Raw genomic sequence first — 20,991 nt, 5'->3', positions numbered from 1 at the left:
CGCCCATTTCCGAGGGCGCGGAGCACGGGGCCTCTCGCGTCCTCGAGAGCCGCGGCGGCCGGCCTCCGAGGGCGGGGGAGAGGTACCCCACACTTCTTGCAGTTGTGCAAAGAGTGCACAACTGCATAACATATAGCCATGCAAACTTGTGAACCGTCGTTACGGGAGCGCCGTCGTGTGCGCACGTGGGACGCGATTCACGCGGCGGCCTCGGAGCTGGCTCGGAAGAACGGGATCAAGCAGACCACCGCGGAGCTGATCGCGGAGCGGGCAGGCGTCTCTCCGCGGACCTTCTTCAACTACTTCTCCGCCAAGGAGGACGCCATCATCGGGCTGCGCACGCCCATGATGAGCGAGGAGGTCCTCGAGTCCGTCCGGGAACGGGAGGACGGCAACCTGCTCGCCTACGCCGCCCACATCCTCATGCGCGTGCTGCGGGACTCGCTCTCCCACCACAGCTGGACGCTGGACGGGGAGGTCTTCCGGGAGCACCCGGAGCTGCGGCAGCGCATGAAGATCCACATGCTCCGGTGCGAGCACGAGCTCCAGGACTTCCTGCTGGCCATGGACTGGGGGGTCTACGAGTCCACCGGTCGCCTGGTCCGCCGCGAGGGCGAGGAGGGCGCCCCCGACGAGCATCAGACCGAGCGGGTCCGCGCCACCGTCCTCATGGCGGCGGCGGTCCTGCGTCACATCAGGTTCGGCGCCGAACTCTCCACGGCGGAGCTCGACTCCGCCATCGGCGACACCGTCACACTCTTCGCACACATCGTTAAGGAGGCTCGATGAGCACTCAATACACACCGCGCCATTCGCGGCGCGGCGGTTCCGCCACGGAACAACCCGGCGCCTCCGCGGCGCAGGCGCACTCCTCCTCGCACCACGCGGGCGAGGCATCGCACACCAACATCCTGCTGCTGTTCATCGGCCTGATGATCATCATGCTCATGTCCTCGCTGAACCAGACGGTGCTCTCGCCGTCGCTGCCCACCATCGTGGGCGAGCTCAACGGCGTCGAGCACATGAGCTGGGTGATGACCGCGTTCATCCTGGTCTCCACGATCATGATGCCGGTCTACGGCAAGCTCGGGGACCTCTGGGGGCGCAAGCCGCTGCTGATCTTCTCGATCGTGGCCTTCGCGGCGGGCTCCCTGACCGGCGCCATCGCCCAGGACATGACGACGCTGATCATCTCCCGCGGCCTGCAGGGCCTCGGCGGCGGCGGCCTCATGATCCTCTCCCAGGCGGTCATCGCCGACGTCATCCCCGCGCGTGAGCGCGGCAAGTACATGGGCGCCCTGATGGGCGTCTTCGCGTTCTCCTCGGTCGCCGGCCCGCTGCTGGGCGGCTGGCTCACGGAGGGTCCCGGCTGGCGCTGGGGCTTCTGGATGAACCTCCCGCTGGCCGCGCTGGCCCTGTTCGCCGCGATCTTCCTGATCCCGCACACCAACCGGCCCGTGCGCCAGGAGCGCAGCAAGATCGACGTGATCGGCATGGCGCTGCTGGCCGCGGCCACCGCCTGCCTGGTGCTGGCCATGACCTGGGGAGGCAACCAGTACGACTGGGCCTCCCCGACCATCATCGGCCTGCTGATCGCGACCGTGGTCGCCGTCGCCGTCTTCATCCCGGTGGAGTCGAAGGTCGCGGAGCCGGTCATGCCGCTCAAGCTGTTCAAGGACCGCAACTTCAACCTGACCACCGTCGCCAGCCTGTGCATGGGCATCGCGATGTTCGGCGCCATCGGCTACATGCCGACCTACATGCAGATGGTCCTGGGCGTCACCGCGACCCAGGCCGGCCTGCTGATGATCCCGATGATGGGCACCATGCTCATCACCTCGGTCACCATCGGCGCCGTGGTCTCCAAGCGGGGGCGCTACAAGGTCTTCACCGTGGTGGGCTCGCTGTTCATCGCGGCCGGGCTGTTCTTCCTCTCCAGGATCCAGGTGGACACCCCGACCTGGGAGATCTGCCTCTGCCTGGCGCTGATCGGCCTGGGCCTGGGCATGTCGATGCAGCTGCTGACGCTGATCGTGCAGAACTCCTTCCCGATCAGCATGGTCGGGACGGCGACGGCGTCGAGCAACTTCTTCCGCCAGGTCGGCGCGACGATCGGCTCGGCCCTGGTCGGCGGTCTGTTCACCTCCCGGCTCACCACGTTCCTGCAGGACCGGCTGCCGGTGGAGGCGATGGCCGGCAGCGGCGGCGCCAACTCGCTGACGCCCGAGCTGGTCAACGGCCTCCCGGGCCCGATCCACGACATCATCGTGGACTCCTACAACGAGGCCCTCACGCCGATCTTCCTGTGGATCATGCCGCTGGGCGTGCTGGCCGCGCTGCTGCTGATGTTCATCGTCGAGAAGGCGCTGGCCACCAGCGTCGGCGAGTCCGGCAAGACCTCGGCCTCGGCCGGGGACCGCTCTCGGGAGGATCGCGACGGGGACCTCGAGGACCGCTCCCCGAACACCGGCGAGATCCCCCTTCCGGAGACCGGGACGATGATGCCGACCCGCTGAGTCTCCGTCCGGAGCCTCCTCCCCTCGCCCTGTGCGGATGCGACGGCGCCGGGGCCGATCCTCGAGGATCGGCCCCGGCGCCGTCGTGCTCCCTGCAGGATCGGCCGGGCTGGCCGTAGGATGGGGCCATGATCTTCAAGGCGGTGGGAGAGGCCCGACCTTATCCCGAGCACGGCTGCAGGACCCCCAGGGACTGGGGCGTGATCGCCCCGCAGCAGGTCCGGCTCGACCACCTGATCACGACGCAGCGCATGCTGGACCTCTCGACGCTGCTCCACGACGACTCGACCTTCTACGGGGACCTGTTCCCGCACGTGGTGCGCTGGAACGGCCAGCTGTACCTCGAGGAGGGGGTGCACCGGGCCCTGCGCAGCGCCCTGCAGCGCCGGCAGGTCATGTACGCCCGGGTGCTCGACATGGACGGCGCGGAGGTCGCTGACCGGGGGTGATGCGAGCCCCTCTTCTGTTTTGGTGACACCCGGGCGTATACTGTCGGCATGCCCCGTATCACCGCTTCCTCCAACGCCGCGCAGCGGGAGAACACCAAGAACGCGATCCTGCGCTCCTTCGGCGACCTCCTCTACACGCGCGGCCTGACCGGCCTGACCATGACCCACGTGGCCAAGAACGCCGGCATCGGCCGCACCGCCGTGTACAACTACTTCGCCGACATGGGCGAGCTCCTCGTCGCCTACGCCCTGGACGAGACGGAGCGGTTCATCGGCGACCTCCGCACCGAGCTCGCCGCCGTCACCAACCCCGTGGACCAGCTGGCCGTCTACGTGCGCCTGCAGATCGAGGACATGTCCCGCCGGCACCTGCCCCCGGGGCCGACCATGCGCTCCGTCCTCTCCCCGGAGTCCTTCGAGAAGCTGGGCCACCACGTGGGCGAGCTCCAGGCGGTCCTGGCGCAGATCCTGCGGTCCGCGATCGAGCAGGGTTACCTGCCGGAGGCGGAGATCGGCGAGCTGGCCCGCCTGGTGCACGGCTCCCTCAGCTCCGCGACCGACCGCGGGCGCCTCGAGGACGGGGACACCCGATCGGCCCGGATCGAGCAGATCGTCACGTTCATCCAGCGCGGGCTGGGGGCGCAGTTCGACCAGGAGGGCCACGCGGTGCCGGCGTACGCGCGCCCCCGGCTGGAGTCGGTCGCCTCGTAGCGGGACCGTTGCGGTCGCCCCCCCTGGGCCCGTTCCGGGAGCCCGGCTCGTCGCACCCGGGCTCTGGCTCGGGACGTCCGGCAGGTCCGGCTCGTCGCCGGGTGGGGCGGCGTCGTCGTGAGCCGTTCTGCCTCCGGCCGGATCGGGGGCGATGCGCCGCTGCGCGCCGGGAGTCAATATAGTGGAGCCGGTGCGGGGACGACGCGGCCCGGCGTCGGCCCTGCCGCCGAGCCCCCGATCCCGGAACAGTACGGAGAAAAGATTGACCACTCTCATCGACGAGCTGAACGACCAGGGCTGCCTCGTGGTCCAGGGCCCCGACCGGCCGGGCCTCGTGGCGACGGTGAGCGCCGCCATCGCCCGCAACGGCGGGAACATCATGCAGAACGACCAGTTCACGAGCATCGGCGAGGACGCCACGTTCTACCAGCGCACCGTCTTCCACAAGGAGGGCTTCTCCGGATCGATGGAGCAGATGCGGGAGGACCTGGCGACGACGCTGGACTCGGCGGGCCTGGAGTGGAAGCTCATCGACCGCTCGGCGCCCAAACGCATGGCGATCCTGGCCCCGAAGTCGGACCACTGCCTCCTGGAGCTGCTCTGGCTCCAGCAGCGCGGCGAGCTGCCGGTGGAGATCCCCATGGTCATCTCCAACCACCCGGACCTGCGCGAGGAGGTCGAGTACTTCGGCGTGCCGTTCCACCACGTCCCCTCGCAGGGCCCGGACAAGTCGGAGGCCGAGGCCCGGATCCTGGAGCTGGTCGACGGGGAGGCTGACTTCGTGGTGCTCGCGCGCTACATGCAGATCCTCTCCGAGGACTTCCTGCGGCGGATCGACGTCCCGGTCATCAACATCCACCACTCGTTCCTGCCGGCCTTCATCGGCGCCGGGCCGTACCGCAAGGCCTGGGAGCGCGGCGTCAAGCTCATCGGGGCCACCGCCCACTACGTGACGCCGGAGCTCGACGCCGGCCCGATCATCGAGCAGGACGTCACCCGCGTGAACCACACGTACTCGCCCGTGGACCTGCAGGAGCGGGGGGCCTACGTCGAGCGCGCGGTGCTCTCCCGGGCGGTCCAGGCCCACGCGGAGGACCGCGTCTTCCGGCACGGGAACCACGCGATCGTCTTCTGAGGCCCTGAGGCCCTGAGGCCCTGAGGCCCTGAGGCCCTGAGGTTCTGGGGACCAGGGGCACTGAGGCGCCGAACCCCGAGGGCCGGGCCTCGAGGTCCTGAAACGGCGAGACCCTGAGGCCGCCGACGCCCCGGGAGGGGGCGGCCGGCGGCCTCAGCCGTCCGTCACGGCCCGGCGGCGATCAGCCCCGGTTGACCTGGCGGAGCGAGTCGAAGGGCGCGTGCGAGGAGATCCGGGCCCGGATGCCCTCGGTGACGAAGTCCTTGGCGGTGCGGGCGGCCTCGAGCGGCGTCGCCCCCTTGGCGAGCTCGGCCGTGACCGCCGCGGCGAGCGAGCAGCCCGCCCCCGCGACCGCGACCTCGCCGATCTTGGGCGCGCTCAGCACCTCCAGCGTCTGGCCGTCGTAGAACACGTCGACGGCGTCCGGGCCGTCCAGGCGCACCCCGCCCTTGGCCAGCACCGCCGCGCCGGAGACCTCGTGGATCCGGCGCGCGGCCTGCTCCAGCTGCGCGACCGTGGAGATCTCCTCCATGCCGGACAGGGAGAGGGACTCGAAGTGGTTGGGGGTGATGAAGTCGGCGAGCGGCAGGATCCTGGCCTTCAGGGCCTCGTCGGTGTCCAGGGCGGCGCCCGGCTCCTGGCCCTTGCAGATCAGCACGGGGTCCAGCACCAGGTTCCTCGGCTTCTGCTCGGCGAGGACCCCGGCGACGGTCTCGATGGTCGCGGGGGAGCCGAGCATGCCGATCTTGACCGCGTCCAGGTCGTAGGCGGTGGTGTTGACCTCCAGCTGGTCGGCCAGGGTCTGCTGGTCGACGGGGGTGAGCCGGTGCGCCCAGCCGTTCTTCGGGTCGAAGGCGACGATGCAGGTCAGGGAGAGGCAGCCGTAGACGCCGAGGGCCTGGAAGGTCTTCAGGTCGGCCTGGGCGCCCGCTCCTCCGGTGGCCTCGGAGCCGGCGATGGTCATCGCGACGGGGGTGGATGTCGTAGTAGTCATACTCCCCATTATGGTCTCAGGCGGTACACTTTTCAGGGCCCGGATGGCAGGCGGGCCGCGCGGCGCCGTGCGCCGCGATCACTGAGAACCCCGGACCGGCGCAGCGTGCCCGGGACGGTCTCCCCGACGACGCGAAAATGAGTGAGAGCCTCGTGCAAGCCCACCCGGAACCCCGGTACGCCCGCCGCCCCAAGACCTACTTCGACCTGCTGGTCGCCGCGTACTGCGTGCTGCTGATCCTCTCCAACATCGGCGCGACCAAGGGCGTCTCCTTCGGCCCGGTCATCACCGACGGGGGCTTCTTCCTCTTCCCGCTGGCCTACGTGCTGGGCGACGTCGTCACCGAGGTCTACGGCTTCCGCGCCGCGCGGCGGGCGATCGTCACCAGCTTCTGCGCCGGCGCCTTCGCCAGCGTGTGCTTCTGGATCATCATCGCCCTGCCGGCGGCGGAGTTCTACGAGAACCAGTCGGCCTTCGAGACGGTGCTCGGGCCGGTGCCCCGGATCGTCGCCGGCTCGCTCGCGGGCTTCCTCGTGGGGCAGCTGCTCAACGCCTGGATCATGGGCCTGATCAAGCGGGCCACCCGGGAGAAGCACATGTGGGCGCGGCTGATCGGCTCCACCCTGGTGGGCGAGTTCGCGGACACGCTGATCTTCTGCGCCGTCGCCGCGCCGATCCTGGGCATCACCCAGGCCGGGGAGTTCGTCAACTACCTGCTGGTGGGCTACCTGTACAAGTGCCTGATCGAGGTCGTGCTGCTGCCCGTCACCTACCCGGCCATCCGCTGGTTCAAGCGGCACGAGCCGACCTACCCGCAGCCCGAGGAGGCGGTGGCCGTCAGCCGGTGACGCCACAGCGGGGCGGAGCCGACTCCGAGGGGCGCGACGCCGGCCGTTCGCGGACGGATCCGGCGGCGGTCAGTCGGTGAAGCCGGCGATCTCGCCGATGTCGACGAGGTAGGCCAGCTGGGCCTTGAGCGTCTTCAGGGCGGAATCCCGGACGGCGTCGGGCACGTCGCCGTAGACGCTCTCGGCCAGCGCGCCGGCGGAGGGGGCGATGTCGTCCTCGGTGGCCTTGAGCCGCTGCCGCAGCTCGTGGATGCGGGTGAGCCGGTGGTCCAGGAGCCGGTCGCAGGCCTCGTGCAGGCTCTCCCCGGCCGGTCCGTGGGCCGGCAGCACCACGAGGTCGCGGTGCTCCATGAGCTCGCGCAGGCTGTCCAGGTAGTCCTCCAGGTCGCCGTCCGGGTAGTCGAGCATCGTGGTGCCGCGGCCGGGCACGGTGTCGCCGGTGAGGATCACCGAGTCCTCGTCCACGCGCAGGCACACCGAGTCCGAGGTGTGCCCGGGGCAGTGCAGGGCGAAGATCTCCACCTCGGCGGCTGAGACGACCTCGCCGTCCTCGAGGGGCTCGGCGTCGATCGAGAGGTCGGCGGTCCAGGCCCGGACCGGTGCGCCGGTCAGCTCGCTCAGCCGGCCCGCGTTGCCCGTGTGGTCCCGGTGGCGGTGGGTCAGCAGGATGAGCACGACGTCGCCGGCCTGGGCCAGGGCGTCGGCGTGGGCGGCGTCGTCGGGCCCCGGATCCACCACGACGACGCGGGGCCGCTCCGCCCCCTCGGCGGGGGGCCAGTGCTCCCCGAGCGCGCCGACCACGTAGGTGTTGGTCCCCTCCAGGGTCATGGCGCCGGGGTTGTCCACGGTCAGGTAGGCGGTGTGCTGGCTCGTGCGCACCCAGGCGCGAGGTGCGGCGAGGTGAGCGTCGGAACTGGCGGATGCACTCATCCCACTAGTTCACCACACGGTGCGGGGCGTTCAGCGTTTAGAGTGGGTATCTGCGGCGAGTCCCGGTCCACCGGCGACCTCTGCCGTCACAACGCTTCAGCGCCGGCCCCGGAGGGCGCCGGGCTCCTCGATGAAAGGCATCGCCGCCTCATGGTTCAGCAACACAAGCCGGCGGGCGCGCTGGCCCGCTCGCTCTCGCACGAGCAGATGACGATGATCGCCCTCGGCTCGGCCCTCGGCACCGGCCTCTTCCTGGGCTCCGGGGCCGCGATCAGCGTGGCGGGGCCCGCCGTGATCGTCTGCTACGCGCTGGGCTCCCTGATCGCCGCCATCATCGCCTGCGCCGCCGGCGAGATGGCGGTCAAGTACCCCGTGCGGGGCGGGTTCGGGACCATGGCCGGGCGGTTCCTCGGCGCCTTCGGCGGATACATCACCCGCTGGGCATACTGGGCGACCACCGTGTGCGTCGCCGGGGCCGAGCTCGTCGCGGTCTCGACCTATCTGCGGTACTGGTGGCCCGAGCTGCCGATGTGGTGGGGCATCGCCGCCTTCGGCGTCGGGATCATCCTGCTCAACGCGTTCAGCGTGAAGTCCTTCGGCGTCGTCGAGTTCTTCCTCTCCGGGATCAAGGTCTTCGCGGTGATCGCGTTCATCCTCATCGGCCTGATCCTCATCTTCTTCGGACTGCCGAACCACCCCGCGGAGGGCGTGGGGCACCTGACCGAGCACGGCTTCATGCCCAACGGCGTCTCCTCGGTGTGGCTGGCGATGGCGCTGGTGATGTTCTCCTTCGGCGGCGTCGAGCTGATCTCCATCTCCGCGGCCGAGGCCAAGGACCCGGTCCGCTCGGTGCGCGCGGCGGGGAAGGCCACCATCTGGCGCCTGGCCACTTTCTACGTCCTGGCGCTGTTCGTGGTCATGTCGCTCATGCCGTGGTCGGCGGCGGCCGAGTCCGGCGAGCTGGCCACCAGCCCCTTCGTGCTGGTCTTCTCCGAGGCGGGCATCCCCGCGGCCGCGGCGATCCTGAACTTCATCGTCCTGGTGGCGGCGCTCTCGGCGGCCAACGCCAACGTCTATGCCGGCACCCGCCTGCTGCACTCGCTGTCCTACCAGGGCATGGCCCCGCGCGGGTTCCGCCGGACCAGCGCCACCGGCATCCCGGTGCGGGCGCTGGTCGGCTCCAGCGTCGGCATCCTGCTGGTCGTGATCCTGGCGGCCTCGGGGATCTCCAACGTGTTCGTCCTGATGGTCGCGCTGATCACCAGCTGCGTCCTGGTCGTCTGGTTCATGATCCTGCTGGCATACGTCTTCTACCGGCGGCGCGAGGGCGCCTCGAGCAGCTTCCGGCTGATCGGCGGCGTACCGATGGCGATCCTGGGCATGGCGGGGCTGGTCTCGGTGTTCTCCACCGTCTTCGTCCTCGACGACATGCGGATGGCCGGGCTGGTGGGCGTGGCGTACTTCGTGGTGCTCACGGTGCTGTACTTCGCGGTCGTGCGACGTCACGTGACGGGGGACCGGGAGGCCTTCGAGGAGGCGGACCGGGCGACGCGGGTCGAGGCCTGAGCCGCCCGGCCCTCGTCGGCGGCCGGTGGGTAGGGTGGTCCCATGAGCTCTGAGACCCTCGTCATCGACGTCCCCCTGCGCTGGGGCGACATGGACGCCTACGGGCACGTCAACAACGTCCAGGTCGTGCGGATCATGGAGGAGGCGCGCGTCGCGGCCTTCGGGCCCCCGGCGGGCACCGGCGAGGCCGGGTTCGAGGCACCCGTCCCGGTGTTCACCGAGCTTCCGGAGGGGACTCAAGCACTCGTCGCGGAGAACCACGTGAAGTACCGCTCGCCGCTCGCCTACCGGACGGTCCCGGCCCGCGTCGAGATCTGGGTCGAGAAGGTGGCCGCGGCCAGCCTGACCGTGGGGTACGCGATCCGCGACGGCGTCGACGGCCGGCTGTGCGCCGAGGCCAGCACGGTCCTGGCCTTCTTCCACGAGCCCAGCGGGCGCCTGCTGCGGATCTCGGCCGAGCAGCGGGAGCTGCTGCGCGGCTACGTCCGCGGCGCCTGAGGGCGCGTACGCGCACGGCCCCGGTCCCGACCCTGCGAGGGTCGGGACCGGGGCCGCGGCGTCTGTGCGGGGTGGTGCCGCCGGGAGCCCCGAGGAGGCCCGGGGGCGGGAGATCTCCGGACGGTGACCCGGGACGTCCTCGGACGGTGGAACCGGGAGGCCCTCGGACGGCGAGCCGGGGCGCCCCGTCCGCGGACGCCCCGGGACCCCCGTCACCGGCGGATCGAGATCACCTCGTCGCCCGGCTGCACGGCGTCGGCCGGCAGGCCCTCCACGGCGGCGAACTTGGGGGTGTTGGTGACCAGGACCGGCGTGATCGTCGGGTAGCCGGCCTCCCGGATCGCGGCGGCGTCGAAGGCCAGCAGCCTCTGCCCGGCCTCGACGCGGTCGCCCTTGGAGACCGCCACCTCGAACCCCTCGCCGCGCATGTTCACCGTGTCGATGCCGACGTGGATCAGCAGCTCGACGCCGGAGTCGAGCCGGAGCCCGATCGCGTGGCCCGAGGCCGGGGTCGCGATGACCTTGCCGGCGCCGGGGGCGCTCACGACGCCCTCGGAGGGCTCGATCGCCACGCCCTGCCCCAGCTTGCCCGCGGCGAAGATGGGATCGGGGACCTCGGAGAGGGGCACGGCCCGGCCGCTCAGCGGCGAGCCGACCGTGATCTCGGCGGCCTCGGAAGCCTCGGGGGAGCCCGAGGCGGCGGTGCCGCTCGCGGGGCCCTCAGCGGTGCCCGCGGGGCCCTCCCCGGCACCGGCGGCGTCGTCCCCCGACGCCGCCCAGGGCGCGGAGGGGGCGGAGGAGACCGGAGCGGCCGCCAGGCCGGTCCCGGACCCGCCCGAGGAGCCCGCCGGGGCGGCCTCACCGTCCGCCGCGGACCCGGCTCCGGCGCTCACTCCGGCACCCACCAGGTCCGGGGCGTTCTCCTCGGTCGGCACGGCGTCGGGGGCGAGGTTCTGCTTGGCCAGGTCGGCCTCCCGCTGCTCCCGCGAGCGGAAGCCGAAGACGAGCACGCCCACCAGGCCGCCGCCGAAGGCCACGGCCAGGCCGATCACGAACAGCGGGATCGGCTGCATCGCCGGGATGGACAGCAGCGAGGTGAAGGCGAAGGCGTAGGAGCGGACCCCCATCCAGGAGATCAGTCCGCCCGCGATCATCGCCGGCACCAGGATCAGCGGGAACACCCGCTTGTACCGGAGCACGACGCCGTACAGGGACGGCTCGGAGATGCCGCCCACCAGGCCCGAGATCGCGGCACCCGTGGCCACCTGCCGCAGCTCCTTGTCCCGCGCCGCGCGGATGGCCACGCCGGTCACCACGCCGAACACGGCGAAGTTGTACGCCGCCATGGGCGACTGGATGAAGTCGTAGCCCAGGGTGGAGAGGTTGGAGATCATCACGGCGTTCAGCGGCCAGTGCAGCCCCAGCGGGACCATGAACAGGTACGCGCCGGCGACGACGACGCCCACGATCGCCGGGTTGATGTCGTTGAGCCACTGGAAGATCTCGGAGATCCCCAGGCCGAGGTTCACGCCGATCGGCCCGATGACCAGCGCGGTCAGCGGCACCATGATGAGCAGCGAGATCATCGGCACGAAGACCATGTGCAGCATGTTCGGGATGATCCGCTTGAGCAACCGCTCGAGCGGGGCCAGCAGGGCGACGGCGAACAGCGGCGGGAAGATCTGCCCGGTGTAGTCGAACATGTACAGCGGGACGTCCCAGCCGCCGATCGAGAACAGCGGGATCATCCCGTTGCCGTCGGCGATCTCGTTGAGGCCGGTGAAGGCGCTGGTCATCAGCGCCGCCGGGATCGCGGCGCCGACCCACATGTTGGCGCCCAGCCGCTTGGCCGCCGTCGCGCCGATGAGAATCGGCATGAAGTTCAGGACGGACATCGCGGCGCCGAGGATGATGAACCAGAACGGGAACTGCGCGCGCCACTGGTTGAGCAGGTCGGAGCTCGCGGCGTCGTCGCTCAGGCTCGGGCCGTTGACGAGGTCGACGTTGACCGTCTCGCCCGCGAAGTTGGTGTACTGGCCGAAGACGCCCAGCTGCTGCAGCAGGACGATCAGCGTCAGGATCATGGAGGAGCCCAGCAGCGCCCAGAGGACGGGGCGGAACGAGTCCGAGAGGACGTCGAACATCCGGGTGATGACGCCGGCCTTCTTCTCATCGCCGCCGTCCCCGGCGTCGTCGGAGCGCTGGGCGCCCTCCCCGCGGGTCTCGGGGTCCATGCCGGGCAGCCTGGTCATCTCGTCGTAGACGCTGGCGACCTCGTTGCCGATCACCACCTGCGTCTGCCCGGACTGCTCGATCACCGAGAGGACGCCCTCGGTCTTCTCGATGGCGGGCTTGTCCACCTCGCCCTTGTCGTGGAGGGTGACCCTCAGGCGGGTCGCGCAATGGGTGAAGTAGTCGACGTTCTCGGCCCCACCCAGGCCCTCCAGGACGGACTCCGCCGTCTTCCGATAATCCACGTGCAACTCCTCGCTGCTCCGGCGGTCCGGTGGGACCGCCCGTTAAACGCGAAAGACCCGAGCCGCTCCCGGCTGCAGGCCCGACGGGCGCGTAGAGGCACCGGAAGCCTCCGCGTCGCCGGCGGGCGGCGGGTCGGAGTCCCGGGGGAGAGGCTCAGGTCTTGCCTGCTGATGCAGTAACAACCCTGTCAGGGGGCCCGACGTCGTCGCCGGACCGACGCCGACTCTACTCGCAGGTCATAACCTCTTCAAGAGAGGCGGGGAGGGTTACGCCTGGCCGGCGCGGGAAGCGGCCTCGTAGGCCTCCCGTTGGTGGGTCCGCAGCCATCGCTGATGGAGCCGGAAGTTCAGCTCGATCAGGGCGCTGCCCGCCGCGCTGACGACCAGGGCCGTCCAGAGCAGGTCCGCCTGGGGCGCCTGGAACTCGTGGTAGAGCAACGACCACGGGACGCTGAGCACCAGCACCAGCAGCACGTACATGGCCAGCAGCAGCCCCAGCCGGGCGCGCGTCAGGGGCCTGGACCCCACGCACAGGATCCAGAGGCCCAGCAACACCAGGACGATGAAGCTCGTGGTCTGGATCTGCTGCGTCGTGGCGGTGGTGGGGTCGAAGACGTGCGCGTAGAGGTTGATGCCGACGACGCCCAGCGTCACCACCACCGCGTTCGGCAGCGCGAAGTGCAGCGCCCGCCGGAGGAACCCGGAGACGTACCGCCGGCTGTTGGGCAGCATGGTCAGGATGAAGGAGGGCCCGCCGATGATGAGCAGGTCCGCGGTGGAGTACTGCCGGGGGAGGAAGGGGAAGGTCCAGGCCAGCAGGCCCAGCGTCACGCCCATCAGCACCGCGAAGCTGGTCTTGGTGAGGAACAGGTGCGTGACCCGCTCGATGTTGGCGATGATCTTGCGCCCCTCGGCCATCACCGAGGGCAGCCGGGAGAACCTCCCGTCCAGGAGCACCAGGCGCGAGACGGCCTTGGTCGCGGGGGCGGCGTTGCCCATGGCGATGCCGAGGTCGGCGTGCTTGAGCGCCAGCGCGTCGTTGATGCCGTCCCCGGTCATCGCGACCACGCGCCCGGCCTCCCGCAGCCCCAGCACCATGTTCTTCTTCTGGTGCGGTGAGACCCGGCCGAAGACGTTGTGCTCCAGGGCCGCCTCGACCAGCTCCGGGCCCTCCTCGGGCAGCACCGAGGCGTCGACGGCGCCGGACCGCGCCTCCATCCCGGCCCGGCGGGCGGCGGCGGCGACCGTGGCGGGGTTGTCCCCGGAGAAGACCTTCAGCTCGATGCCCTGCTCGGTGAAGAACGCGAGGGTCTCCTCCGCGTCCGCCCGGACCTGCTCGCTGAAGGTGATGAGCAGCCGCGGCTCGTGCTCGGCGGGCAGCCGCTGGGCGGCGCGCCCGTCCTCGCCGACGATCAGATGCGGCGCGTGGGCCAGGACCATGGTCCGGTGCCCCGCGGCGGCGAGCTCGCCCGCCCGCTCCAGCGCCTCGCCCCCGGACGGCAGCAGCACCTCGGGGGCGCCCAGCAGCCAGGCTCCGGTGCCGGGGAACTCGACGCCGGAGAAGCGGTTGGCCGAGGAGAAGGGAAGCACGCGCACCGGCTCCTCGTCCGGGGTCTGCCGGAAGCCCGCGGACAGCGCCGCCGCGGTGGGGTTCGCGTGCGGGTCCGCGCCGAACCAGGCCAGGGCGGCCGCGGCGTCGTCGTCCGCCGGCCGCTGCCGGGCGCCGGGGTCCAGGGGGTAGGTGCGGTCGAAGGCGACGCCGCCCTCGGTGAGCGTGCCGGTCTTGTCGAAGCACACGGTGTCCACCCGGGCGAGCACCTCCACGGCCGGCTGCTCCTGGATGAGCACCTCGTCCCGGGCGAGCTTCACCGCCGCGAGGGCGAAGGAGATGGTGGTCATCAGCGCGAGCCCCTGCGGCACCATCGAGGCGACCGAGGAGACGGCGACGACGAGCGCATCCTCCCACGCCCCGGTCTCCAGGGCCGCGCGCCACCCGCCGACCGCCTGCATCTGGCCGTTGAGGACCACGAGGATGATGGGGATCAGCGCGATGGAGATCCACCGGACCACCTTCTCCAGCGCGGCCCGCAGCTCGGAGGAGATCGGGCTGAACTGCCGGGCCTCCTGGGCCAGGCGGGAGGCGTGGGAGCGCTCGCCGACGGCGGTGACCCGGACCAGCCCGGAGCCGCCGGTCACGCTGGAGGCGGAGAGGACCCGGTCCCCCGGGTGCTTGACCACCGGGTCGTTCTCGCCGGTGAGCAGGGACTCGTCGAGGTCCAGGCCGTCGGCGGTGAGGACCCTCGCGTCGGCGGGGACCTGGTCGCCGCGGGAGAGGACCAGGACGTCGTCGAGCACGATCTCCTCGAGCCGCACCGCGGTGACGCGCCCGTCCCTCAGGACCCGGGCGGGGTCGCGGCGGAGCAGGGCGATGCGGTCCAGCTGCCGCTTGGCGGAGAATTCCTGGACGAAGCCGATGACGATGTTGCTCAGCGCGGCGAGCGAGAAGAGCAGGTCCAGCCAGCGCCCCAGCAGGACGATGACGACGGCGCACAGCCCCAGCACCAGGTTGAACAGGGTGAACAGGTGGGTCCTGACGATGGCCCACACGCTGCGCGAGGTGGTGTCGGGCTGCCGGTTGGCCAGCCCCAGCTCGCGGCGCTCGGCGACCTGGGCCTCGGTGAGGCCCGTGCGGGCGAGGGCTGCGACGTCGATCTCCTCCAGCTCCACGGCGGTCTCCCTGGTCCGTGCGGGCATGGGTCTCCTCCGGGAAGGGGGTGGTGGGCGGTCGGCTCGCCTCCATCTTAGGCGGGAGGCCGGGCGGGGTGGAGTAGCGCCAGCTGTAGTCTTCGCCTCGGGGTGGCCGGAGGGACGGGGCCCGGCCCCCCGGGGGCGGCGTGCAAGGTCTCGGACGACGAAGGGCCGCGCCGCCTCGACGAGACGACGCGGCCCTGGGTCGCCGGGGCGGCCCGCTACCCGAAGTGCCGCCGCAGGGTGCCCTCGTGGGCCTCGCGCAGCTCGGTCAGGTCCAGGGAGAACTCGCCCTGGACGTCCAGGGCGCCGTTCTCGGCGTCGACCACGCCGATCCGGGCGTACGGGAAGTTCCGCGCCGTGCACATGTCCTTGAAGCGGACCTCCTCCGAGCGCGGCACCGCGACGACGGCGCGGGCCTGGGACTCGGAGAAGAGCATCGCGAAGGTGTCCACGCCGTCGCGCTCGGCGACCTCGCCCAGCCCGATCCGGGCGCCGACGCCGAAGCGCAGGCAGGCCTCGGAGAGCGAGGCCGCGAGGCCGCCCTGGGCGACGTCGTGCGCCGAGTCGATCATCCCGTCCCGGGACATGTTGACCAGCATGTCGCCCAGCTGCCGCTCGGCGGCCAGGTCGACCTTCGGGGGCAGTCCGCCCAGGTGCCCGCGGAGGCGGGCCCACTCGGAGCCGTCGAGCTCCTCGGCGGTCTCGCCCAGCAGGTAGATCGCCTGGCCGTCCTGGTCCGCCTCCCAGCCGGAGGGGGTGCGGCGCCCGACGTCGTCCAGCACGCCCATCATCGCGACCACCGGGGTCGGGTTGATGGCCTGCCCGCCGGTCTGGTTGTACAGCGAGACGTTGCCGCCGGTCACCGGGACGCCCAGCTCCATGCAGCCGTCGGCCAGGCCTCGCACGGCCTCGGCGAACTGCCACATGATCGCCGGATCCTCGGGGGAGCCGAAGTTCAGGCAGTCGGAGACCGCGACCGGGCGGGCGCCGCTGGTGGCGACGTTGCGGTAGGCCTCGGCGAGCGAGGCCCGCGCGCCCTCGTAGGGGTCCAGGTAGGCGTAGCGCGGGTTGGCGTCGGTGCTCAGCGCGACGCCGAGCCCGGTCTGCTCGTCCACGCGCACGACGCCGGCGTCGTCGGGCTGCGCCAGGGCGGTGTTGCCCTGCACGTAGCGGTCGTACTGGTCGGTGACCCAGCCCTTGGAGCACAGGTTGGGGGAGGCCATGAGCTCCAGGACGGCGCCGCGCAGATCCGTCCCGGCGGGGCGGGCGGCGTCGGCCTCGGAGCCCGGGAAGCGGTCGGCCTGCACGGCGTCCTGCCACTCGGGGCGCTCGTAGGGGCGCTGGTAGGTGGGGCCCTCGTGGGCCACGGTGCGGGGGTCGACGTCGACGATGATCTCGCCGTCCCACTCGATGGTCAGCCGCCGGGAGTCGTTGACCTCGCCGAGCACCGAGTACTCGACGTCCCACTTCTCCATGATCCGCTCGAAGGACTCCATGTTGGCCGGCGAGACCACCGCCATCATCCGCTCCTGCGACTCCGACATCAGGATCTCGCCGGGCGTCAGGGTCGGGTCGCGCAGCAGGACCTGGGTGAGGTCCACGTGCATGCCGCCCTCGCCGTTGGAGGCCAGCTCCGAGGTGGCGCAGGAGATGCCCGCGGCACCCAGGTCCTGGATGCCCTCGACCACCGAGCCCTTGAACAGCTCGAGGCAGCACTCGATGAGCACCTTCTCCGCGAAGGGGTCGCCGACCTGCACGGCCGGGCGCTTGGAGGGCTTGGAGTCGTCGAAGGACTCCGAGGCGAGCACCGAGGCTCCGCCGATCCCGTCCCCGCCGGTGCGGGCGCCGAACAGGATCACCTGGTTGCCGACCCCGGAGGCGTTGGCCAGCCGGATGTCCTCATGCCGCATGACCCCCACCGCCAGCGCGTTGACCAGCGGGTTGGCCTGGTAGCAGGGGTCGAACTCGACCTCGCCGCCCACGTTGGGCAGGCCCAGGGAGTTGCCGTAGCCGCCCACGCCCGCGACGACGCCGTGCACCACGCGCGCGGTGTCCGGGTGGTCGATCGCGCCGAAGCGCAGCGGGTCCATCACGGCCACCGGCCGGGCGCCCATCGAGATGATGTCGCGGACGATGCCGCCGACGCCGGTCGCCGCGCCCTGGTAGGGCTCCACGTAGGAGGGGTGGTTGTGGGACTCGATCTTGAAGGTCACGGCCCAGCCGTCGCCGATGTCGGTCACCCCGGCGTTCTCGCCGATGCCGACCATCAGGTCCTTCCCCATCTCCTCGGTGACCTTCTGGCCGAACTGCTTGAGGTGGACCTTGGAGGACTTGTAGGAGCAGTGCTCGGACCACATGACCGAGTACATGGCGAGCTCGGCGGCGGTGGGCCGGCGGCCGAGGATCTTCTTGACGTCGTCGAACTCGTTCTCCTTCAGGCCCAGCTCGGCCCAGGGGAGTTCGGTGTCCGGGGTGTCCGCCGCGTGCTCGACGGTGTCCAGGTTGAACTGCTGTTCGGTCATGGGGTGGTGAGTCCTAAAGGGTTCGGTGCCGCGCTCAGGCGGAGACGAGCTGGTGGAGCAGGGAGGAGAAGATGCGCAGGCCGTCGGTCCCGGAGCGCATCGCGACGGGCCCGGAGCCGGAGGAGGAGGGGCCGAAGCCGGGCTCCACGGCGTGCTCGGGATGGGGCATGAGCCCGACGACGTTGCCGCGCGCGTTGGCCACGCCGGCGATGCCGTTGCGGGAGCCGTTGGGGTTCCCGCCCGCGTAGCGGAAGACGACGCGGCCCTCCGCCTCGAGCTCCGCCAGCGTCCCCTCGTCGGCCACGTACTGGCCGTCCTGGTTCTTCAGCGGCACGACGATCTCCTCGCCGGGCTCGAAGGCGGCGGTCCACGGCGTCGCGGTGCTCTCGACCGCCAGGCGCTGGTCGCGGCACAGGAACTTCAGGTGGTCGTTCTTGATCATCGAGCCGGGCAGCAGGTGCGTCTCGGTGAGCACCTGGAAGCCGTTGCAGATGCCGAGCACCGGCAGCGGCGAGGAGCCGGAGGTGCCCCGGGACTGCGCGGCGCGGGCCACCGCGGTCATCATGGGGGCCTTGGCGGCGATCGCGCCGGCGCGCAGGTAGTCGCCGTAGGAGAAGCCGCCGGGGACGACGACGGCGTCGACGTCCTGCAGGTCGGAGTCCTTGTACCAGAGGGGGACGGGGGTGCCGCCGGCCAGGCGCACGGCCCGGGCGGCGTCGCGCTCGTCGAGGGTCCCGGGGAAGGCCACGACGCCGACGCGCACCCGGGCGAGCCGGGAGTCGGCGGCCTCCTGGCCGAGGTCGGCGATCAGGGGCGTCTCGAGGGTCACGGAGGAGTCGGCCACGCTGATCAGTCCTCCGCCACGGAGACGCTGACGACGTCCTCGATCACCGGGTTGGAGAGCAGCTCCTGGCCGGCGCGGCGGGCCTCGGCCAGGTGGGCCTCGGTGACCTCGCCCTCGACCGTCAGCTCGAAGCGCTTGCCCTGGCGGACGCCGGCGAAGCCGTCGATCCCGATCTGCGGCAGCTCGCGGGCGATGGCCTTGCCCTGGGGGTCGAGGATCTCTGGCTTGGGCATGACGTCAACAATGATGCGGGGCATCCGGGCTCCTGTTACGCGGTGTGGGTATCCAGTGCGCGGAGGGGTACCGGTTGCCGTCTCACGTCGGGATGTTCGGATCCGGGACGCTCCGCGAGCTTGCCCGTCCAGTCTACCCGGACGCGGGGCCGGGCGCGGACCGGGGCCGGAAGGCGGCGCGGGGCGGGCTCGACGGGCCCTTCGCCGGCTGTTCAGGACCCGGCGATGCCGGCTGCTCAGGACCCGGCGATCGAGGCGGGCCGCGCCGGGTCCAGCACTGCGTGCGGGTCGAAGAACCCGTTCAGGACGTCGTTCTTCCCCTCGACGGCGGCCTTGAGGCTGATCCCGTCCACGTTGATCCGGGCCTGGCGCAGCGAGCGGCCGCCGTACTGGTTCCAGGCCGGCGAGCTGGCGTCGACGTTGAAGAAGGCGTTGAAGCCCTCGGCCTTGTAGAACGCGAACTTGGCGTTCGCCTCGGAGTAGGGCTCGGGCCCGGCGATGTCCGCGCCGAAGGGGTAGATCAGCAGGTCGGTCTTCCCGACGATCGGCTCGACCTCCGCCTTCCACTTGCCCATGTCCTCCTGCAGCGTCGCCAGCGGCATCTCGGTGCAGCTGAGGTGGCCCCAGGTGTGGGAGGCGAACTCCCAGCCCCGCTCCTTCATCGCGTCCGCGACCTCGGTGGCGGTCCTCTTGTCCTTCTCCAGGTCGGGGTTCTCGTCCTTGTACCCCAGGTCGGAGGTGCGGTAGCCCAGCACGCCGTTGTAGCCGGTCATGGCGATGACGCCCTTGCGGCCGTTCGGGGAGAAGTCCGGGTTCTCCTCGATGAAGCGCTCGAGGATCGGCACGTAGTCGTACTCGCCCTGCTGGGTCTTCCCCTGGGCGTCGGTGTAGGTCGTGGTGAGCCCGCCCTCGTCGTCGAGGGCCACGTCGTCGGCGAAGCCGTCGCCCTCCATGTACTCGTAGTAGGAGAGGTCGTCGAAGGACAGGACCAGCGGCTTCTTGCCGACAGGGACCTCCAGCTCCTTGGAGGAGACCGTTCCGTCGGGGGCGGTGGCGTAGATGTCGTGGGGGCTGATCAGCACGTAGCCGCGCTCGTGGGCTTGGCGCAGGAACGTCTCGAACTCCTCGATCGTGGCCATGTAGTCCAGGTAGCCGGCGGCGTCCTCGTCGCCGTCGAAGGCCCGGTCGGTGTCGGCCACCAGGGAGTGGAAGAACAGGTGCGGGACGGTGGTGTTGTCCTCCCAGACCTGCGTCTGAGGCGTCGGGGTGGGGGCGGGCTCGGGGGTCTGCGTCGGGCTCGGGGACTGCTCGGCGCTCGAGCTCGCGTCATCGGACCCCGAGGCGCACGCGCTCAGCAGCGCGAGCCCGAGCCCGGTGGAGGAGGAGAGGAGGACGGTACGGCGAGTGACGGCCACGGTGCTTGGCTCCTGGATAGGCGGCATGTGCTTCAACCCACACCAGGCTAGGGCAATCGTCCTCGGAAAAGGGGAGCGGACGGCGCGTCGGGCGGAAGGTTACGCCGTGTCCGGAAGCATGACGCCGACGCCGTCCGGCTCAGTCGGAGGCGGGGCCCGCGACCTCCCGCAGGCTGTTCAGCAGGCGCTGGCGCAGCTGCGTGGAACGGGCCGCGAAGTCACGCTGCATCGTGGCGTACTGCTTCTTCCCCGCGGCGGTCTCCACGGGGATCGGCTCGTAGCCCCAGGCCCGTAGGTCGTAGGGGGCCGCCCGCATGTCCATCTCCCGGATCTGCCAGGCCAGCTCGAAGGCGTCCATGACCAGGTCGGAGTCCACCAGGGGCAGCAGCTTGTAGGCCCACTTGTACACGTCCATGTTGGCGTGCAGGCAGCCGGGCTGCTCCAGGTGCCGCTGCCGCTCGCGCGTCGGCTGGACCTCGTTGCGCTCCACGGCCTGGGGCTGGAAGAACCTGAACGCGTCGAAGTGGGTGCAGTGGATGCGGTGGGACTCCACCACGCTGTCCGTCCCGTCCGGCCCGAGTCGCAGCTCGAGGTGCTCGTGCCGGATCTCGTTCTCCTCCGAGCGGTAGGCCATGGCCCACTCGTGCATCCCGAAGCAGCCGAAGTTCCCGGGCTTCGCAGTACTCAGGGAGAGGAGCTCGCGGGTGAAGTCCACGGCGCTGCCGCGGCGGGCGAAGAAGTCCTCGACGTCGACCGTCGCCGCGCTCCCGGCCTGCGCGGCGGCCTCCGCGGGAGGGAGCCCCGCGGCCTCCAGCTCCTCGGCGCCGACGGCCCGGTAGAACTTCCAGTCCAGGCGCTCCGCGGCGTCCAGCAGCACGACGCCGGCCCCCGGGTGCCAGCGCGTGAACTGCCCCGGCTTCAGCGTGTAGTAGGTGAAGAGGAAGTCCTCCACCGGATGCGTCGCGCCCCGGTTCCGGCGCTCCACGAAGGGCTCCGCGTAGACGGCGGCGCGCTCGCGGTGCTCCTCGGCGAGCGCGCGCCACTGCGGCCCGGCCGCCACGGCCGGGCCGCGGCGCTGCTCGCCCGGCGGAACGGTGCTCAA

General features: G+C 71.1%; 17 protein-coding genes. 8 read left to right on the top strand and 9 right to left on the bottom strand.

What is annotated here, in order from left to right; translation table 11 throughout:
• Positions 1–177: 177 nt before the first annotated feature.
• From EWV39_RS02710 to purU, 5 genes are all read left to right on the top strand, one after another.
• Complete coding sequence (locus EWV39_RS02710) at positions 178–789, top strand: TetR/AcrR family transcriptional regulator (protein ID WP_165313099.1); 612 nt, start codon at positions 178–180, stop codon at positions 787–789.
• A complete protein-coding gene (locus EWV39_RS02705) occupies positions 786–2,516 on the top strand; it encodes an MDR family MFS transporter (RefSeq protein WP_129656738.1) in 1,731 nt (576 codons plus the stop codon). The genes EWV39_RS02710 and EWV39_RS02705 overlap by 4 nt, the downstream gene beginning before the upstream one ends.
• A gap of 128 nt (positions 2,517–2,644) precedes the next feature.
• Entirely contained in the window at positions 2,645–2,965 is a 321-nt protein-coding gene (locus EWV39_RS02700) for a type II toxin-antitoxin system VapB family antitoxin (protein ID WP_129656737.1), read from the top strand.
• 48 nt (positions 2,966–3,013) lie between these two features.
• Positions 3,014–3,676 carry a TetR/AcrR family transcriptional regulator gene (locus EWV39_RS02695; protein WP_129656736.1) on the top strand — a complete coding sequence of 221 codons (663 nt, stop codon included), beginning with the start codon at positions 3,014–3,016 and terminating at the stop codon, positions 3,674–3,676.
• A 262-nt stretch (positions 3,677–3,938) separates the two neighbouring features.
• Positions 3,939–4,811, top strand: a complete 873-nt coding sequence (purU, locus tag EWV39_RS02690) for a formyltetrahydrofolate deformylase (protein WP_129656735.1) — start codon at positions 3,939–3,941, stop codon at positions 4,809–4,811.
• A gap of 181 nt (positions 4,812–4,992) precedes the next feature.
• Here the strand turns inward: purU and EWV39_RS02685 are convergent, their stop codons facing one another.
• On the bottom strand, positions 4,993–5,814 hold the full coding sequence (locus tag EWV39_RS02685) for a hydroxymethylpyrimidine/phosphomethylpyrimidine kinase (RefSeq protein WP_129656734.1): 822 nt from the start codon (positions 5,812–5,814) through the stop codon (positions 4,993–4,995).
• 128 nt (positions 5,815–5,942) lie between these two features.
• On the opposite strand from EWV39_RS02685, the gene EWV39_RS02680 reads away from it, so the two are divergent.
• Positions 5,943–6,653: a queuosine precursor transporter gene (locus EWV39_RS02680; protein WP_129656733.1), complete on the top strand. Its 711-nt coding sequence runs from the start codon at positions 5,943–5,945 to the stop codon at positions 6,651–6,653.
• Between the two features lie 69 nt (positions 6,654–6,722).
• On the opposite strand, the gene EWV39_RS02675 is transcribed toward EWV39_RS02680, so the two are convergent.
• The gene (locus EWV39_RS02675; protein ID WP_129656732.1) at positions 6,723–7,583 is read right to left on the bottom strand and encodes an MBL fold metallo-hydrolase; all 861 of its coding nucleotides are present in this window, start codon (positions 7,581–7,583) and stop codon (positions 6,723–6,725) included.
• Positions 7,584–7,733: 150 nt separating this feature from the next.
• Here EWV39_RS02675 and EWV39_RS02670 point away from each other — a divergent pair, with 150 nt between their 5' ends.
• Together EWV39_RS02670 and EWV39_RS02665 are read left to right on the top strand one after the other, a co-directional pair.
• Entirely contained in the window at positions 7,734–9,149 is a 1,416-nt protein-coding gene (locus tag EWV39_RS02670) for an amino acid permease (RefSeq protein ID WP_238147975.1), read from the top strand.
• A 42-nt stretch (positions 9,150–9,191) separates the two neighbouring features.
• Positions 9,192–9,647, top strand: a complete 456-nt coding sequence (locus tag EWV39_RS02665; protein WP_129656731.1) for an acyl-CoA thioesterase — start codon at positions 9,192–9,194, stop codon at positions 9,645–9,647.
• A 212-nt stretch (positions 9,648–9,859) separates the two neighbouring features.
• Here EWV39_RS02665 and EWV39_RS02660 read toward each other — a convergent pair whose 3' ends face one another.
• The 7 genes from EWV39_RS02660 to EWV39_RS02630 form a co-directional block, all read right to left on the bottom strand.
• On the bottom strand, positions 9,860–12,124 hold the full coding sequence (locus tag EWV39_RS02660) for a glucose PTS transporter subunit IIA (RefSeq protein WP_129656730.1): 2,265 nt from the start codon (positions 12,122–12,124) through the stop codon (positions 9,860–9,862).
• A gap of 267 nt (positions 12,125–12,391) precedes the next feature.
• A complete protein-coding gene (locus tag EWV39_RS02655; protein WP_129656729.1) occupies positions 12,392–14,878 on the bottom strand; it encodes an HAD-IC family P-type ATPase in 2,487 nt (828 codons plus the stop codon).
• Positions 14,879–15,093: 215 nt separating this feature from the next.
• Complete coding sequence (gene purL / locus EWV39_RS02650; protein ID WP_129656728.1) at positions 15,094–17,397, bottom strand: phosphoribosylformylglycinamidine synthase subunit PurL; 2,304 nt, start codon at positions 17,395–17,397, stop codon at positions 15,094–15,096.
• Positions 17,398–17,431: 34 nt separating this feature from the next.
• On the bottom strand, positions 17,432–18,241 hold the full coding sequence (purQ, locus tag EWV39_RS02645; RefSeq protein WP_420329932.1) for a phosphoribosylformylglycinamidine synthase subunit PurQ: 810 nt from the start codon (positions 18,239–18,241) through the stop codon (positions 17,432–17,434).
• 5 nt (positions 18,242–18,246) lie between these two features.
• Positions 18,247–18,498, bottom strand: coding sequence for a phosphoribosylformylglycinamidine synthase subunit PurS (gene purS / locus EWV39_RS02640; protein WP_129656727.1), 252 nt, complete (start codon positions 18,496–18,498; stop codon positions 18,247–18,249).
• 212 nt (positions 18,499–18,710) lie between these two features.
• Entirely contained in the window at positions 18,711–19,889 is a 1,179-nt protein-coding gene (locus EWV39_RS02635) for a polysaccharide deacetylase family protein (protein WP_238147974.1), read from the bottom strand.
• Positions 19,890–20,028: 139 nt separating this feature from the next.
• Positions 20,029–20,991, bottom strand: coding sequence for a 3-methyladenine DNA glycosylase (locus EWV39_RS02630; RefSeq protein ID WP_238147973.1), 963 nt, complete (start codon positions 20,989–20,991; stop codon positions 20,029–20,031).

Source organism: Rothia halotolerans, assembly GCF_004136635.1.
In the GTDB taxonomy this organism is placed as follows: domain Bacteria; phylum Actinomycetota; class Actinomycetes; order Actinomycetales; family Micrococcaceae; genus Rothia; species Rothia halotolerans.
The sequence above is the reverse complement of the archived record's forward strand: the minus strand, read 5'-3'. Positions and strand labels throughout refer to the sequence as shown.